We start from the raw sequence: 16,260 nt of genomic DNA on the forward strand, positions 1-16,260 counted from the left end.
CATTTGATATACAAATGCTATGATTCAGGTGTCAGCATCGCCAAATGCTGAAAACAAATTTTCTCTATAGAACTGCTTGAGCTCTATAAATTACAATTTGATTCCTGAAAACTGAATCCGAAACGAATCTGCGCTCTAAGAAATTTGGATAAGCCCTCGACCGATTAGTATTGGTCAGCTCCGTGCATTGCTGCACTTCCACCTCCAACCTATCTACCTCGTCGTCTTCAAGGGGTCTTACTAGTTGGGAAATCTCATCTTGAGGGGGGCTTCACGCTTAGATGCTTTCAGCGCTTATCCCGTCCGTACGTAGCTACTCAGCCATGCTCCTGGCGGAACAACTGATGCACCAGCGGTACGTCCATCCCGGTCCTCTCGTACTAAGGACAGCTCCTCTCAAATTTCCTGCGCCCACGACAGATAGGGACCGAACTGTCTCACGACGTTCTGAACCCAGCTCGCGTACCGCTTTAATGGGCGAACAGCCCAACCCTTGGGACCTACTTCAGCCCCAGGATGCGATGAGCCGACATCGAGGTGCCAAACCTCCCCGTCGATGTGGACTCTTGGGGGAGATAAGCCTGTTATCCCCAGGGTAGCTTTTATCCGTTGAGCGATGGCCCTTCCATGCGGTACCACCGGATCACTAAGTCCGACTTTCGTCCCTGCTCGACTTGTAGGTCTCGCAGTCAAGCTCCCTTATGCCTTTGCACTCTGCGAATGATTTCCAACCATTCTGAGGGAACCTTTGAACGCCTCCGTTACTCTTTAGGAGGCGACCGCCCCAGTCAAACTGCCCGCCTGACACGGTCCCCGTACCCGCTTAGGGTACTAGGTTAGAACCTAGATACGATCAGGGTGGTATCCCAACGGCGCCTCCGCAGAAGCTTGCGCTCCTGCCTCTACGGCTCCCACCTATCCTGTACAGATCGTACCCAAATTCAATATCAAGCTGCAGTAAAGCTCCATGGGGTCTTTCCGTCTTGTCGCGGGTAACCTGCATCTTCACAGGTATTAAAATTTCACCGGATCTCTCGTTGAGACAGCGCCCAAGTCGTTACGCCATTCGTGCGGGTCAGAATTTACCTGACAAGGAATTTCGCTACCTTAGGACCGTTATAGTTACGGCCGCCGTTTACTGGGGCTTCGGTTCACAGCTTCGGGTTGCCCCTAACCACTCCCCTTAACCTTCCAGCACCGGGCAGGCGTCAGCCCGTATACTTCGCCTTGCGGCTTCGCACAGACCTGTGTTTTTGCTAAACAGTCGCTTGGGCCTTTTCACTGCGGCCCCCTCGGGCTATTCACCCTACCGAGGCACCTCTTCTCCCGAAGTTACGAGGTCATTTTGCCGAGTTCCTTAACGAGAGTTCTTCCGCGCGCCTTAGAATTCTCTTCTCGCCTACCTGTGTCGGTTTGCGGTACGGGCACCTTCTCCTGGCTAGAGGCTTTTCTTGGCAGTGTGAGATCATGACCTTCGCTACTACAATTTTCGCTCCCCATCACAGCCCAGCCTTATTGATGTGCGGATTTGCCTACACATCAGCCTCACTGCTTAGACGGACATATCCATCAGTCCGCGTCACTACCCTCCTGCGTCACCCCATCGCTCATAGCGGATTACGGTGGTACAGTAATTTCAAACTGTTGTCCTTCGACTACGCCTTTCGGCCTCGCCTTAGGTCCCGACTTACCCTGAGCGGACGAGCCTTCCTCAGGAAACCTTGGGCTTTCGGCGGATCAGATTCTCACTGATCTTTTCGTTACTCATACCGGCATTCTCACTTGTATGCTGTCCAGCGCTCCTTACGGTACACCTTCAACCCACATACAACGCTCCCCTACCCCAGATACAAAGTATCTAGCCATAGCTTCGGTGGTGTGTTTAGCCCCGTTACATTTTCGGCGCAGAGTCACTCGACCAGTGAGCTATTACGCACTCTTTCAATGGTGGCTGCTTCTAAGCCAACATCCTGGTTGTCTGTGCAACTCCACATCCTTTCCCACTTAACACACACTTGGGGACCTTAGCTGATGGTCTGGGCTGTTTCCCTTTTGACAATGGATCTTAGCACTCACTGTCTGACTCCCGGCAAGAAGTTAATGGCATTCGGAGTTTGACTGAGCTTGGTAACCCTTGCGGGCCCCGCACCCAATCAGTGCTCTACCTCCACCACTCCATTCACCGAGGCTAGCCCTAAAGCTATTTCGGGGAGAACCAGCTATCTCCGAGTTCGATTGGAATTTCTCCGCTACCCCCACCTCATCCCCGCATTTTTCAACATGCGTGGGTTCGGGCCTCCAGTGCGTGTTACCGCACCTTCACCCTGGACAGGGGTAGATCACACGGTTTCGGGTCTACGTCCACATACTTAATCGCCCTATTCAGACTCGCTTTCGCTGCGGCTCCGTCTTCTCGACTTAACCTTGCATGTTAAACGTAACTCGCCGGTTCATTCTACAAAAGGCACGCCATCACCCAGTAATAGGGCTCTGACTTTTTGTAAGCACACGGTTTCAGGTTCTATTTCACTCCCCTTCCGGGGTGCTTTTCACCTTTCCCTCACGGTACTGTTTCACTATCGGTCGCCAGGTAGTATTTAGCCTTAGCAGATGGTCCTGCTGGATTCATACGGGGTTTCACGTGCCCCGCACTACTCGGGATCCGTCTCGGAGAGAACACAGTTTAGGCTACAGGGCTTTTACCTCTATCGCGGGCCTTTCCAGACCTCTTCACCTACCATATTCCTTTGTAACTCCATGTGAGACGTCCCACAACCCCAAGGGGCAAGCCCCTTGGTTTAGGCTGTTCCGCGTTCGCTCGCCGCTACTGACGGAATCACTATTGTTTTCTCTTCCTCAGGGTACTTAGATGTTTCAGTTCCCCTGGTCTGCCTCTGCGTATCCTATGTATTCAGATACGAGTAACTGCGAATTACCACAGCTGGGTTTCCCCATTCGGACACCCCCGGATCAAAGCTTGCTTACAGCTCCCCGAGGCAGTTTCGTTGTTCGCCACGTCCTTCGTCGGCTCCTGGCGCCTAGGCATCCTCCGTGTGCTCTTATTAGCTTAACCGTCACTCCGGTGTTTCGCTTGCTTGCTCATCTTGTTTTGAATGCTGCTCATGGATTACTCCATTCACCAACACATTCAAAGCCAAAGGTCGCTGCACAATCGAAAACCTTCGTTCTGCACTAATAACTATTTCAACTTGCTTACACAAGTTTCAGCTAAAAGATGTTCTAAAACGCAAATTCGTTTCGGTATCCAGTTTTCAAGGATCAAGGTGCTGAAATTTCGGGACAATCACGACTGTGATGTTCGAAAATTCAGACAGTTTAAAGATGAGAGCTTAAACTCTCAAAACTGACCAACGAGTGAGTGTTTGAACCCTAAGGTTCATTGTGGAAGCTTTAGCTTCCGATTTGAATGTTTCCGTTGCAGGAAACGATTCTCCATAGAAAGGAGGTGATCCAGCCGCACCTTCCGATACGGCTACCTTGTTACGACTTCACCCCAATCATCTACCCCACCTTCGGCGGCTGGCTCCCTTGCGGGTTACCCCACCGACTTCGGGTGTTGTAAACTCTCGTGGTGTGACGGGCGGTGTGTACAAGACCCGGGAACGTATTCACCGCGGCATGCTGATCCGCGATTACTAGCAATTCCGACTTCATGCAGGCGAGTTGCAGCCTGCAATCCGAACTGAGACCGGCTTTGCTGGGATTGGCTCCACCTCACGGTTTCGCTTCCCGTTGTACCGGCCATTGTAGTACGTGTGTAGCCCAGGTCATAAGGGGCATGATGATTTGACGTCATCCCCACCTTCCTCCGGTTTGTCACCGGCAGTCACTCTAGAGTGCCCAGCCTTACCTGCTGGCAACTAAAGTCAAGGGTTGCGCTCGTTGCGGGACTTAACCCAACATCTCACGACACGAGCTGACGACAACCATGCACCACCTGTCTCCGATGCTCCGAAGAGGGGCACTATCTCTAATGCTTTCATCGGGATGTCAAGACCTGGTAAGGTTCTTCGCGTTGCTTCGAATTAAACCACATACTCCACTGCTTGTGCGGGTCCCCGTCAATTCCTTTGAGTTTCAGTCTTGCGACCGTACTCCCCAGGCGGAGTGCTTACTGTGTTAACTTCGGCACCAAGGGTATCGAAACCCCTAACACCTAGCACTCATCGTTTACGGCGTGGACTACCAGGGTATCTAATCCTGTTTGCTCCCCACGCTTTCGCGCCTCAGCGTCAGTTACAGCCCAGAAAGTCGCCTTCGCCACTGGTGTTCCTCCACATATCTACGCATTTCACCGCTACACGTGGAATTCCACTTTCCTCTTCTGTACTCAAGTCACCCAGTTTCCAGTGCGACCCCAGGTTGAGCCCAAGGTTTAAACACCAGACTTAAATGACCGCCTGCGCGCGCTTTACGCCCAATAATTCCGGACAACGCTTGCCCCCTACGTATTACCGCGGCTGCTGGCACGTAGTTAGCCGGGGCTTTCTTCTCAGGTACCGTCACTCCGGCAGCAGTTACTCTACCGGACGTTCTTCCCTGGCAACAGAGCTTTACGATCCGAAAACCTTCATCACTCACGCGGCATTGCTCCGTCAGGCTTTCGCCCATTGCGGAAGATTCCCTACTGCTGCCTCCCGTAGGAGTCTGGGCCGTGTCTCAGTCCCAGTGTGGCCGTTCACCCTCTCAGGTCGGCTACGCATCGTCGCCTTGGTGAGCCATTACCCCACCAACTAGCTAATGCGCCGCAGGCCCATCCCCAAGTGGCAGATTGCTCCGCCTTTCATTCTCTCTTCAGGAGAGGAAAGAAATTATCCGGTATTAGCTACCGTTTCCGGTAGTTATCCCAGTCTTGAGGGCAGGTTGCCTACGTGTTACTCACCCGTCCGCCGCTAAATTCATTTAAAAGCAAGCTTTCAAATGAACTCCGCTCGACTTGCATGTATTAGGCATGCCGCCAGCGTTCGTCCTGAGCCAGGATCAAACTCTCCAAATTGGTTTTAGAAAGAGCCATTGCTCATTTTGAAACATCTGACGAGAATTTTCATTCTCTTTTTTGGATCTCGCCGAAGCGATCTCCCACTCACTCGTTGTTCAGTTTTCAAAGATCAAGCTCGTTGTCAGCGACGACTACCGCGTCACCAGCAACTCTTATAATATATCATATTCATCATCTGGATGCAACACTTATTTTTCAGAAGCTGTTTGCATACTCTTGAGAGAAATATGTCCAATCTTGTGAAAAGGCTTTCGCCCTGTGACTGGATTTATAATATACCACGCATTCATTACTAAAGACAACCCTCAATATTTACCATTTTGATGATGGTTCTATAGAACTCCATAGTTATACTATACGAGTCTTTGTACCTGCAAAACTCTAAAAAAGTGCAGCAAGCCCGCATCCTATGCGTGACCTGCATGCACTCCATAATCGATCGTTTCAGACTTAGTTAGATATCCATGGATTCTTTTTCTTTTTGGCTGTACTTGAACGTTCATTTGAGCTTGAACCTGTTTTGGAAGAAGTCTTAGCTTTGGCTGTGGTTGTCTGGCTGGAAGTTTTCACTTTTCCCCCTGCCGCTTTGGAAGCTCCGCCCTTGGAATTCTTAACCGACTGTGCTTCGGCGCGTCCTGCTTCAGGAGCCTCTGCCGCTTCCTGTCCTGCAAGCTCCGGCACCTGGATTTCCGGCACACGATTATGGGCATAGTTCTCCATACCAGGGTAGGACGGATAAGGTGGGATATTCGATACCATCGGCTGATCGTACATCGGCGACACTGCATTAGGCATTGAATTCATTCCCGCTGAATACGGTGAACCCATCATTCCCGGCTGCGGCATGCCATACATCGGATACATATTGTACATTGGCTGCATCGCCTGTTCATACGAATATGGCTGAATGGACATTCCGCCGCAGCCGCAGGAAGGCCAAGGAAGATTGACCGGCTGGCCGCTATACTGCGGAGAAACAAAAGTGGCATTATCACTGGCCGGACTCACTGCGGACATAACGGCGTTATTATAGTCTGGCGAAGCATTAGGGTACCAGCCTCCGGGATATTCATTCGCAGGATAGATACTGGCAGGATAAGCATAGGACGGCGGGCAATCCGGCATAAAAGCCGCAGGCTGAATGTAGTTAGGTGCAGCGTTTATATCCATCATCCCCATTGGCTCATACACAGGATACACTGGCGGACAATTCACGAAATACGGGTTCTCATTCAGACCGGGATAACCTTCGGTCTGGTCGCAGGGAGAGACTTTACCATCGTTCCATGCCGCTGGCTGAACCTCAGTTTTATGTGCTTCTTTGGGCATCTCATATGTGATGGCTTCTTGTGCCGGAACTGAGATCTGTACATATAAGCTTTGTTTCTCATGAACGATTTCCTGAATCGGCATCACTTCGGGGGCTTTATTGGGTGCAGGATTAGGTGCCGGTACATGAGCAGCAATGGGAACCGGGACTGCTTCTGCGGCAGGGGACACGACAGGAGCCGGCTTTTCTATGGGCCCAGTATAGGTTTTTCCGCCAATAGCTGTTTTGTCTACGACTGCAGGTGCTGTAGATTGTGCCTGAATGGGAGTAGTATTAGCTTTTGCCGGAGAGACAGACTGAGCCTGAATAGGAGAAGCAGCATTAGCTTTCTTAGGGATATTTACAACTTCCCCAGTCATCAGAACATTGGGATTCTTAAGCTGGGGGTTGGCATCAATCATGTCCTTCAGCGTAATTCCCCATGCTTTGGAGAGCTTCCACAAGGTGTCGCCTTGCTTGACGGTATGCTTGTAGTAGACCTCACTGTTATCTGGTACAGGTATCGGGGCTGCCGGTATTTTGACTTTATCTCCGACAGCAAGCACATCTGGATTCGTGATTTGCGGATTGGCCTCGATTATTTTTTGCAGCGGCACTCCATACTTCTGCGATAACGCAAACAGCGAATCGCCTTGCTTAACAATGTGTATTTTCACGCAGCATTTACCTCCTAATAATTATCTGTTATCGACGTTGCCCCTAGTTCAGGGATTACTGCACTCCAGCATGGTATATGCGGTACAGCCGCCTCCTTCGTTACTACATCTTATGCAGCCCATGGGCGAATGACATCCCTAATACAAAAAAAATCCTCCCATGGCTCCATGGGAGGATTGCTGCTATGTTCATTCATTGGTTTGCGGAATAACTATTAATGGACTATTCCCACACCTTATAACCGTCTTTATCCACAACATTGCGGAATTCTTCAAGCAGCTGCAGGGTAATCGGGCCGGCGTGACCAGAACCGATAATCCGGCCGTCGATTTCACGGGCTGCAATAACTTCGGCTGCAGTACCGGTGAAGAAGACTTCATCGGCAATATATACATCATGCATTGTGAACGGCTCTTCCTTCAGCGGCAAGCCCAATTTCTCACATAGCTCAATAATCGCCAGACGGGTAATTCCTTCAAGCGCGCCCAAATAGCAGGGAGGTGTGTAGACTACTCCTCTTTTGATAATGAAGATGTTGTCGCCTGATCCTTCGGTTACATATCCTTGCGCATTCATCATAATCGCTTCATCGGCTTCCGCCAGATTAGACTGGATCTTCACCAGAATGTTGTTGAGATAGTTCAGCGATTTGATCTTCGGATTCAGCGCATCCGGGATGTTACGGCGCTGGGATACCGATACGGCACGGAGTCCGTTCAGATAAGCCTGTTCCGGGTAGATCGCCAGCTGCTCTACAATAATAATGACACTCGCTTTGGGACAGCGGCGCGGATCAAGCCCCAGGTTACCAGGACCGCGCGAAACGATCAGACGGATATACCCGTTGCGCATTTCATTAAGACGGATTGTCTCAGCCATAGCCGCCAGCATCTCATCATAGGTCAGCGGAATCTCCAGCATAATCGATTTGGCCGAATCATACAGCCTGTCCAGATGGCCTTTGCATTTGAAAATGTTGCCGTTATATATACGGATTCCTTCGAAAATACCGTCTCCATATAAAAAGCCGTGATCAAATACCGATACCTTAGCATTGTCCTTCGTTACATGTTGTCCATCCAGATAGATCCATTGTTCAGCCATGAACTTACTGCACCTCCGCTTTCTCTTCCTCATAGGTGTATGTGGGATAGGACCCCAGAATCCGTACCTGACAGCCCAAGGCCTTGATCTCTTCAATTGCCCCCGGGAGCAGTACCGACTCTATCGGTTCCAGCACATCAATATAGAAATAATAAGTACCCAGTTTCTTCTTGGTCGGCCGTGATTCAATCCGCGACAGATTCAGCTTCCGCCAGGAAAATGCAGCCAGCACCTGATGCAGCGCACCAGGGAAATCCTCAGGCAGCGTCACAAGAATACTCGTCTTGTCTCCACTGCTCTCTAGCGGGAGCTCCAGCTTCTCCTGGCCAACAAGTACAAAACGCGTGTAATTGTTATTATGGTCTGTAACCTGCCGCTCCACAATCTCCAGCCCGTGCGTAGCTGCCCCCAGTGATGTACCGATGGCGGCCCAGCCCTTGCCGGGATTATTCTTTACAATTTCAACAGCTTCGGAAGTACTGCCTACCGATTCCAGCTCCGCCCACGGTGCGGCTTTGCGGATGAACTGCAGACATTGTGCCATAGCAACCGGATGGGACAGGATTTTGACAATCTTCGTATAATCCTTATGCCCGCTCCCATCCGTGAATTCCTGCGGATTACCGATCAGGTTCTGCACCGACGGAAAAATCCACTCCGCCTGCATCGGCAGATTCACCTCATTAATGAGCCAGTCAATATGCAGGCTGACCGAGCCTTCAATCGTATTCTCAATCGGAATCACACTGTAATCCGTAACTCCGTTCGCCGTAGACAGAAAGACATCGGATATCAGCTTATGATGCTCAATATTTACCGGGTTACCCCCAAATAAATGCAGCAGCGCTTCATGTGACACCGAGCCCTGCGGCAATACCGCTATTGATTTCATGACTGTAATTCTCCTTTTATCATATCCAAAAATGATCCGTTTTGCATCCCGTTTCTTTCAAGCAGCTCCGTAGTAACACCTGAAGTACATGGCGACAGCCATACAGTCCGGGAAGGAATCCCATTCTCCTGCATCGTCTCTGTCAGGAAATGCTCCAGCTCCTGCTTCTTATCGCTGCTGCGGTCCACCATACATAACAATGTAGGGCCTGCGCCGCTTAGCGCAATCCCCAGAGCACCACGCCCGGGCGCCTCAGCAAGCAGCTTCTCCATCCCAGGCACCATGGGTGCACGGTACGGCTGATGCAGGCGGTCCTGCATCGCTCTGCCAATCATATCGAGCCGGCCGGCGGATAGTGCTGCAGTTAACAGCGAGGTACGGCTGATATTATGGACTGCATCGCCCATTGTAACTTCGGCAGGCAGTAGTCCCCTTGCTTTGACTGTCTCCAGCTCAAATTCAGGAATAACCACCAGCACTTCCAGCGCCTGTGGAGGCTCTATCCGGATATAATCGGCATGTTGCCCATCCCATGCTGCTGTGATAATCCCCCCGAAGATGGAGGCTCCAACATTATCTGGATGCTTCTCAAGCGCTGTAGCCATATCAAACAGCTTCGCAGACCCAAGCGGTGAACCAATCATAGCATTCGCTGCGGCCAATGCGCCAACAATCGCGGAAGCACTGCTGCCGAGACCCCGGGTAAGCGGAATTTCTGAATACATCGAGATGGATAGTTCGGGGACCGAAACCCCGGCTTCTGCAAACACCATCTGAGCTACCTTGTACAGCAGATTGCTTTTGTCACAGGCGATACCCTTCATCTCATCACCATAAAGGTGAAAAACCGTTTCTGCCGCCTCTTCCATCTCAATCCAGGCATACAGTGACAGTGCCATGCCCAGTGTATCGAATCCCGGACCGAGATTGGCGGTGCTGGCAGGGACTTTTACTCTAGACCTTCCGTAAATACTCATGGCGTGGGAAATCTCCTTCGTTATATTTGCGCGCAGCCGATGAATCTCGGAATGCGGTACTCAGCCTTCTACACGATAATGGCTTTTGATGCGGTGAATGACATTCAATTGCTCTAAATGCCGCAATACTTTATTCATACTCGCCTTGCTGGCATTGTGCGTTACAATAATGATTTCTGCATCCGGGTTATTGGCATTAGCCTGCTGTACAACGGAATCCAGACTGACATCATATTCGGCAAACACTTGAGTAATCTTCGCCAGCACACCCGCTTTGTCATCTACGTGCAGGAGGAGGAAGTTCTTGTAGAAGATATCTTCATCGCTCTTCAGCTTCTTCTGCTTATAGGGGACAATCTGCTTGAGTCCGTTCACACCCAGCTTCAGATTCTTGATCACAGCTACAAGATCTGCCACAATCGAGGTTGCGGTAGGCATCGCGCCTGCTCCGGCACCATAAAACATCGTTTCCCCTACGGCTTGACCATACACATATACCGCATTATACACTCCGTTCACGGATGCAATCGGATGGCTCGCACGGATCATCGTAGGCTGCACACTGATGCTGAATTCTTCATCCTGCCGTTCGGCAATGCCGAGCAGCTTCATCTCGTATCCCAGCCGTTTGGCAAAAGCAATATCTTCTTTGCTCACGCCGGAAATGCCACTCACACTGACATCGCTCAGTTCAACGTTGGTCCGGAAGCCAAGGGTACCCAGGATAGCCATCTTACGTGCTGCATCCAGCCCCTCCACGTCTGAAGTAGGATCCGATTCAGCATACCCGAGTTCCTGCGCTTCCTTCAGCACATCCAGATAAGACGCGCCTTCCTGGCTCATTTTGCTAAGTATGTAGTTAGTTGTCCCGTTAACGATACCCATAATCTTCATAATCTTGTCGGAGGAGAATCCTTCAATCAGTGTACGGATAATCGGAATGCCTCCCGCCACGCTGGCCTCATAGAACACATCGCACTGCTTCTCCTGAGCTTTGGCGAGAATCTCCGAGCCATGCAGGGCCATCAGGTCCTTGTTGGCTGTAACGATATGTTTGCCGCGCTCCAGTGCCTCTAGAATGTACTCTTTCGTTCCCGCAATACCGCCCATGACCTCGACAATGACATCAATTTCCGGGTCGCGGATAACCTCCCAAGGGTCATCGGTGATCTTGGATGGATCGACTTCAATTTCCCGCGGCTTCTCCGTATTCTTCACGGCTATACGTTCAATCAGGATCGGCGAGCCTACCTGGCTGCTCAAATCCTCCTGATTCCCTTCAACGATACGGACTACACCCGTACCTACTGTACCTAAACCCAGTAATCCCACTTTAACCGGCTTCATTTGCATCCTCCTAAAAGTTTTGCGAGCGTCTGCTCCTTATATTCACTTCAAGCAAAACTCACTTCGTAAGCATAGGCTTAAGTTTTATGAAGCAATACTAGCCCTGTCCGATAATTAACGCCCGTTTCACACCCGAGATTGCCTTTAGACTATCCAGTAAATCGCCTAATTCTTCATTTAAATGAGAAATTTCGACAGAGATGACCACGTTGGCCCGCCCCTGCAGCGGAATACTCTGGTGAATCGTCAGCACGTTGGCCCCGTGGACAGCTACAGAACCCAGCACTTTAGAGAGCATACCTGATTCGTGCTCCAGATCTATCGAGATGGTTACTATACGCTCACGTTCCAGCTGATGAATTAAATGAATTCCATCTTTGTATTTATAAAAAGCGCTGCGGCTAAGTCCAACCTGCTCCACGCCCTCGTGTACCGTTTTGGCATCTCCTGCTTCCAGCAGCTGCTTGACCTGCATGGTCTTCAGTACAGCATCGGGCAATATGTCCTCCCGGACCAAATAATAGCGTTCTTTCACGAACGTCCTCACCCCAAAGACTTTTGTATGTACATAGTGGACATTATACGGGATTGAAGACTTAAATTGCAACACTTTTTCCTCTGAAGGCAAGTGACCTTCAATTTTCAAAAAAGGCTATTCCGCCCGTTAATCAGGAGGAACAGCCTTATCTTAACTGTAAGAGACGGTCGTACCGCAGTAGTCACAGCTCTTGGACTGGAGAGGGGAGACGGTATTCTGCGCACCACAGCCAGGGCAGCGTATGGCCTTCGGCTGCTGCTGCGGTCTTGGCGGCTGATACACCGTTTGTCCGCCCGGGGAAGAAAAGGGCGATGAGTCCGCTTGATTAACCGGAGCATCAGGCTCAGTATCCGCGCCCTCACTGAAGAGCAGCCCGGAGTCCAGCACCCCATACTTCTTGAGGTAGATCAGATCCCTAGTCACATCCCCCTCACTTTGCCCGGTACGGTCAGCCAGATTTCCAATATAACGCACTCTGCCGGCAGTGATTAGCTGCACATATTGATTGGCGAGCTGGGAGAAACGGAATCTGGCTTTGGCCGCCCTTTTGGCAAAAGCTGACGCGGGCAGGAGCAGAACAACAGCAAAGAGGATTAACAGTATAATTAGCGTCATGACATCGATCCCGTCGTCACTATATATCGAATAAAGGATAAAGCCCATCATCTGCACAAATCCCCCTACAAAAACATGATACAGCAGGCTGTAGTTGACGGGTTTGCGGTAATTTTTGTAATGTGTTCCAAAGAAGCGGATCAAAGCCAGCACAAGCCCGAGCGGCATCACAAGGTAGCCCACTCCGATAGTTACATAGTCAAATGTTGTTCGCTCATATTTGGGCAGACCGTCAGACGGCTGGCCTTCCCGGCCCGGCAGCAGTCCCTCTAGCTCATTCACGATACCCATTCCGTAATTTTCCTCCTATTTAAGTGCCGCCAGCTCCCGGTTACGCCGCTGGAGCGTGCCGGCAATACTATCCGCCAATTCCTGTGTTTCCGCTTTCCAGCCGGCTGGCAGCTCCTTCAGTACAAGCAATAAGGCAACATGATCATGAAGCAGAGAAATCTGCTGGCTTATCATATCCTCGGTTGCGGCCAATTCCGGATTCGAAACCGGATCACTGTACTGGAACTTATCCTCCAGGGAACCCACCAGTTCAGTCAAACGAATGGATTCCGGATGCTTCCAGCTCCCCGCAAGCGCTCTAATCTCACGCAGCTCCTGCCGGTAACTCCGCAGATTCCTTGAGGCATCGGCATCCCTCTGTTCCTGCGACGCTGCATTCCGGCCATATAACCTTATCGCTTCAAGAACAGACACAGCAGTAACTAACATGATTAGCTGCACTCCCGCATACCAGAGCGGGCTCAGTTCCAGAATCCAGTCAAGCAGCACAGCTAACGCAATTACCACAGATACATATAGGGCAATAATCCAAGCCCCGCTCAGGAGTAGCGGTGAAGTCCTGCTGACATCAGGAGCGGAACGCAGCCAAAATACGCAATAGCCATATACGGCAGTCTCAGCAATGCATACGGCAAGCAGGGTCACTATGAAACGCACCAGCGACTCAGAGAATCCAAGCATGAAGAAGGAGAAAACAGTGACCGCCAGAACAGCAACATAAATGACAGTGATAAGCCCTGTGTAAGACCTCTGTTTATTCATCCGGCTCACCCATTAGCCGCCCTTGTTCCGCATTCCGCGCAGAATTTCTGGCCGGGCTGCAGTTCATGCCCGCAACCCGTGCATTTGATGATCAGACTCTCCCCGCAATGCGGACAGAATTTGGCGCCGGGAATTACCGGCTTGCCGCAGCTGTGGCAAGTACTGCTAGCTGCTGCCGGCACCGGCTGCAGGCTCTGACCACAGCCGATACAGAACCGCGCATCTGCCGGGTTAAGCGTTCCACAGCCTGCACAGGATTTGGAACTTGCTCCCGGTGCTGCCGCCGTACCGCCGTCCAGTGACATGCCGCGTGTCATCCTGTTCATCATATCAGTCGCAGGTCCGGCAAGGCCAAAGCCCATACCGAGCCCCAGGCCGGTATTCATCATCCCGGCGCCTAAATTACCCGGATTTCCTGCGGCTTCCTCCATGGTATTGAAGCTGCGTTCCTGCTGATAAGTGAAGCCGATGATGTCCATCTCTGCTTTTTTGGCTAAAGCCTCTTTCAAGCGGAGTATGGCCGGATCATTATCAGGTATGTTAATGGAATCAATAAAGAAGTTATTCAGCTCGATCCCGCTATCCAGGAAGGACGACGCCAGACGGCCTTGGATATGCTTCGAAATTTCTACGACATAGGCATTGATCTCCAGAATGCTGATTTTTTTGTGCACCAGATAAGAAGAGATCAGTTCATTAATATTGGACATCAGCAGCCCGCGGAAATAACTCACCATAGTGTCCTGATCAAATAGCGGCAGCGTCCCCACCAGCTTCAGCAGGAATTTGCGGGGATCCTCAATCTTGACTCCGAATTGGCCGAAGGCGCGGACAGAGATCATGATTTGGTATTTGGGATCCTGTAGCTGCAGCGGCGAGCTTGTCCCCCACTTGACGTTCATAGAGTTCATCTTGTTCACGAACCATACTTCCGCTGTAAACGGTGATTTGCCGCCGAACGGCAGATTCACTACATTCGACAGAATCGGGATGTTCGCCGTGCTGAGCGTGTGACGTCCTGCTGTGAAGGAATCGAGTGCCTCACCGCCTTTGAACAGAATCGCCTCCTGGGATTCATTCACAATCAGCTGTGTCCATGTCCCCAGCTCCTGATTAGGATATTTCCAGGCGAAGACGCCTGCAGGCCCGTCATATTTGACTACTTCAATAATTGCCATCTGCCTATTCCCTCTTTCATGACAGGTATGTATTTATATTATCGGTTGGTTCAGCTGGAAATTAGTGCACACATATGATTGTAGTAAATTTAGCCAAATATTTAAAGCAGACTTTATACAAAGCCGTTCTTTTATGCCCTGTCTATTAAAAAAGCCGGCTGTGTCCCCTCACGGGAAACACAGCCGGCATATTCGAAGCTGCTTGACAACGCTCAGCAGCAAGCGCAGATATTTAATAGTAGCTGCTGTTCTCAACAAACTCGAATTCAAAATCAGCAATGCGCACAATGGTGCCTTCTACAGCACCGCGCTTGCGCAGTTCGGCATCCACACCCATGTGACGCAAGGTACGGGCCAGCTTGAGGATAGCATCATGTGTACTGAGCTGCATCCGCTTCAGCATCCGCTCAATACGCGGACTGGTGACCACAAATGCTTCATTGTCGCGGGTAATGGTGAAGGAATTATCTTCTTCCGCTTCCAGCTTATACACCTTGCGCTCAGTAGTTTCAGCCACTTCTTCAACGACCGGTGCGACAGGAATACTATCCAGTACGTCCGTTGCCCGGTAGAGCAGTTCCTGCACTCCCTGACGGGTAAGCGAGGAGATCGGCATGATTTCAAGATCCGGACGAAGCTCCGCCACACGCTCACGGAAGGCCGCAAGATTCTCTTCGGAATCAGGCATGTCCATCTTGTTCGCCGCAACAATCTGCGGACGGTCAATCAGGGCAGCGTTGTATTGCCTCAGCTCGTCATTAATCATCACCCAATCCTCGAAGGGATCACGACCTTCAGAACCGGACATATCCACGACATGAATGATGATACGTGTACGTTCAACGTGGCGCAGGAACTCATGTCCAAGCCCCACACCTTCACTCGCACCTTCAATCAGGCCCGGCAGATCCGCCATAACAAAGCTGCGGCCATCCCCAACGTCAACTACACCAAGGTTTGGTGTAATTGTTGTGAAGTGATAGGCACCAATCTTCGGCTGGGCAGCAGATACTACCGACAGCAATGTAGATTTACCCACACTCGGGAATCCTACCAGACCTACGTCTGCCATTACCTTCAGTTCCATTACGATATAACGCTCCTGGCCTTCTTCGCCGTTCTCGGCTAGCTCTGGCGCAGTATTGTTTGCCGTCGCAAACCGGGTATTCCCCCGGCCGCCACGACCGCCGCGTGCCACAACGACCTGTTGTCCATGACGGGTCATATCGGCAATGATCTCCTGGGTATCATCATCGATCAGCACAGTTCCCGGAGGAATGCGCACGATCATGTGATCGGCGTTAGCCCCGTGCTGGCTCTTATTGCGTCCCTTAATTCCCTTATCGGCCTTGAAATGTCGCTGATAACGGAAATCCATCAGTGTACGCAAGCCTTCATCTACCCGGAAAATCACATCTCCGCCGCGGCCGCCATCTCCGCCGGCAGGACCGCCCTCCGGCACATACTTCTCACGGCGAAACGCCACGAGACCATCTCCGCCGTCGCCGCCCTTAACATAAATCTTAGCTTTATCTACGAACATTAATGT

10 protein-coding genes and 2 rRNA genes are annotated in these 16,260 nt (G+C 51.0%); all 12 read right to left on the reverse strand.

The window, feature by feature from the left end; genetic code table 11:
* Nucleotides 1–144: 144 nt before the first annotated feature.
* The 12 genes from R50912_RS25800 to obgE all read right to left on the reverse strand — a co-directional run bounded on the left by R50912_RS25800 (nucleotide 145) and on the right by obgE (nucleotide 16,254).
* Nucleotides 145–3,073, reverse strand: a 23S ribosomal RNA gene (locus R50912_RS25800).
* A gap of 386 nt (nucleotides 3,074–3,459) precedes the next feature.
* A 16S ribosomal RNA gene (locus R50912_RS25805) occupies nucleotides 3,460–5,017 on the reverse strand.
* The 16S and 23S rRNA genes sit together here, the layout of an rRNA operon.
* Nucleotides 5,018–5,470: 453 nt before the next feature.
* Nucleotides 5,471–7,006: a LysM peptidoglycan-binding domain-containing protein gene (locus R50912_RS33570; RefSeq protein WP_052416696.1), complete on the reverse strand. Its 1,536-nt coding sequence runs from the start codon at nucleotides 7,004–7,006 to the stop codon at nucleotides 5,471–5,473.
* A gap of 223 nt (nucleotides 7,007–7,229) precedes the next feature.
* A complete protein-coding gene (gene ilvE, locus R50912_RS25815; protein WP_042238830.1) occupies nucleotides 7,230–8,111 on the reverse strand; it encodes a branched-chain-amino-acid transaminase in 882 nt (293 codons plus the stop codon).
* A gap of 4 nt (nucleotides 8,112–8,115) precedes the next feature.
* Nucleotides 8,116–9,003: a prephenate dehydratase gene (pheA, locus tag R50912_RS25820; RefSeq protein WP_042139574.1), complete on the reverse strand. Its 888-nt coding sequence runs from the start codon at nucleotides 9,001–9,003 to the stop codon at nucleotides 8,116–8,118.
* Nucleotides 9,000–9,980: a homoserine kinase gene (gene thrB, locus R50912_RS25825; protein ID WP_042238832.1), complete on the reverse strand. Its 981-nt coding sequence runs from the start codon at nucleotides 9,978–9,980 to the stop codon at nucleotides 9,000–9,002. The genes pheA and thrB overlap by 4 nt, the downstream gene beginning before the upstream one ends.
* Nucleotides 9,981–10,040: 60 nt before the next feature.
* Nucleotides 10,041–11,327, reverse strand: a complete 1,287-nt coding sequence (locus R50912_RS25830) for a homoserine dehydrogenase (RefSeq protein ID WP_042238834.1) — start codon at nucleotides 11,325–11,327, stop codon at nucleotides 10,041–10,043.
* A 97-nt stretch (nucleotides 11,328–11,424) separates the two neighbouring features.
* On the reverse strand, nucleotides 11,425–11,862 hold the full coding sequence (locus R50912_RS25835) for an ACT domain-containing protein (protein ID WP_039300484.1): 438 nt from the start codon (nucleotides 11,860–11,862) through the stop codon (nucleotides 11,425–11,427).
* A gap of 153 nt (nucleotides 11,863–12,015) precedes the next feature.
* Complete coding sequence (locus R50912_RS25840; RefSeq protein WP_042238837.1) at nucleotides 12,016–12,771, reverse strand: hypothetical protein; 756 nt, start codon at nucleotides 12,769–12,771, stop codon at nucleotides 12,016–12,018.
* 15 nt (nucleotides 12,772–12,786) lie between these two features.
* Nucleotides 12,787–13,533, reverse strand: a complete 747-nt coding sequence (locus R50912_RS25845; RefSeq protein WP_156123334.1) for a hypothetical protein — start codon at nucleotides 13,531–13,533, stop codon at nucleotides 12,787–12,789.
* Nucleotides 13,534–13,538: 5 nt separating this feature from the next.
* Complete coding sequence (locus R50912_RS25850) at nucleotides 13,539–14,711, reverse strand: SPFH domain-containing protein (RefSeq protein WP_042238841.1); 1,173 nt, start codon at nucleotides 14,709–14,711, stop codon at nucleotides 13,539–13,541.
* Nucleotides 14,712–14,943: 232 nt separating this feature from the next.
* Nucleotides 14,944–16,254 carry a GTPase ObgE gene (gene obgE / locus R50912_RS25855; protein ID WP_042139579.1) on the reverse strand — a complete coding sequence of 437 codons (1,311 nt, stop codon included), beginning with the start codon at nucleotides 16,252–16,254 and terminating at the stop codon, nucleotides 14,944–14,946.
* Between the last annotated feature and the right edge of the window lie 6 nt (nucleotides 16,255–16,260).

Origin of the sequence: Paenibacillus sp. FSL R5-0912, from assembly GCF_000758605.1 — a bacterium.
GTDB lineage: Bacteria > Bacillota > Bacilli > Paenibacillales > Paenibacillaceae > Paenibacillus_AQ.

Excerpts from the sequence above, each read along its gene's own strand:
- R50912_RS25850 (WP_042238841.1), bottom strand. The coding sequence starts at position 14,711 with ATGGCAATTATTGAAGTAGTCAAATATGACGGGCCTGCAGGCGTCTTC.
- obgE (WP_042139579.1), bottom strand. The coding sequence starts at position 16,254 with ATGTTCGTAGATAAAGCTAAGATTTATGTTAAGGGCGGCGACGGCGGA.
- thrB (WP_042238832.1), bottom strand. The coding sequence starts at position 9,980 with ATGAGTATTTACGGAAGGTCTAGAGTAAAAGTCCCTGCCAGCACCGCC.
- R50912_RS25845 (WP_156123334.1), bottom strand. The coding sequence starts at position 13,533 with ATGAATAAACAGAGGTCTTACACAGGGCTTATCACTGTCATTTATGTT.
- R50912_RS25830 (WP_042238834.1), bottom strand. The coding sequence starts at position 11,327 with ATGAAGCCGGTTAAAGTGGGATTACTGGGTTTAGGTACAGTAGGTACG.
- pheA (WP_042139574.1), bottom strand. The coding sequence starts at position 9,003 with ATGAAATCAATAGCGGTATTGCCGCAGGGCTCGGTGTCACATGAAGCG.
- ilvE (WP_042238830.1), bottom strand. The coding sequence starts at position 8,111 with ATGGCTGAACAATGGATCTATCTGGATGGACAACATGTAACGAAGGAC.
- R50912_RS25840 (WP_042238837.1), bottom strand. The coding sequence starts at position 12,771 with ATGGGTATCGTGAATGAGCTAGAGGGACTGCTGCCGGGCCGGGAAGGC.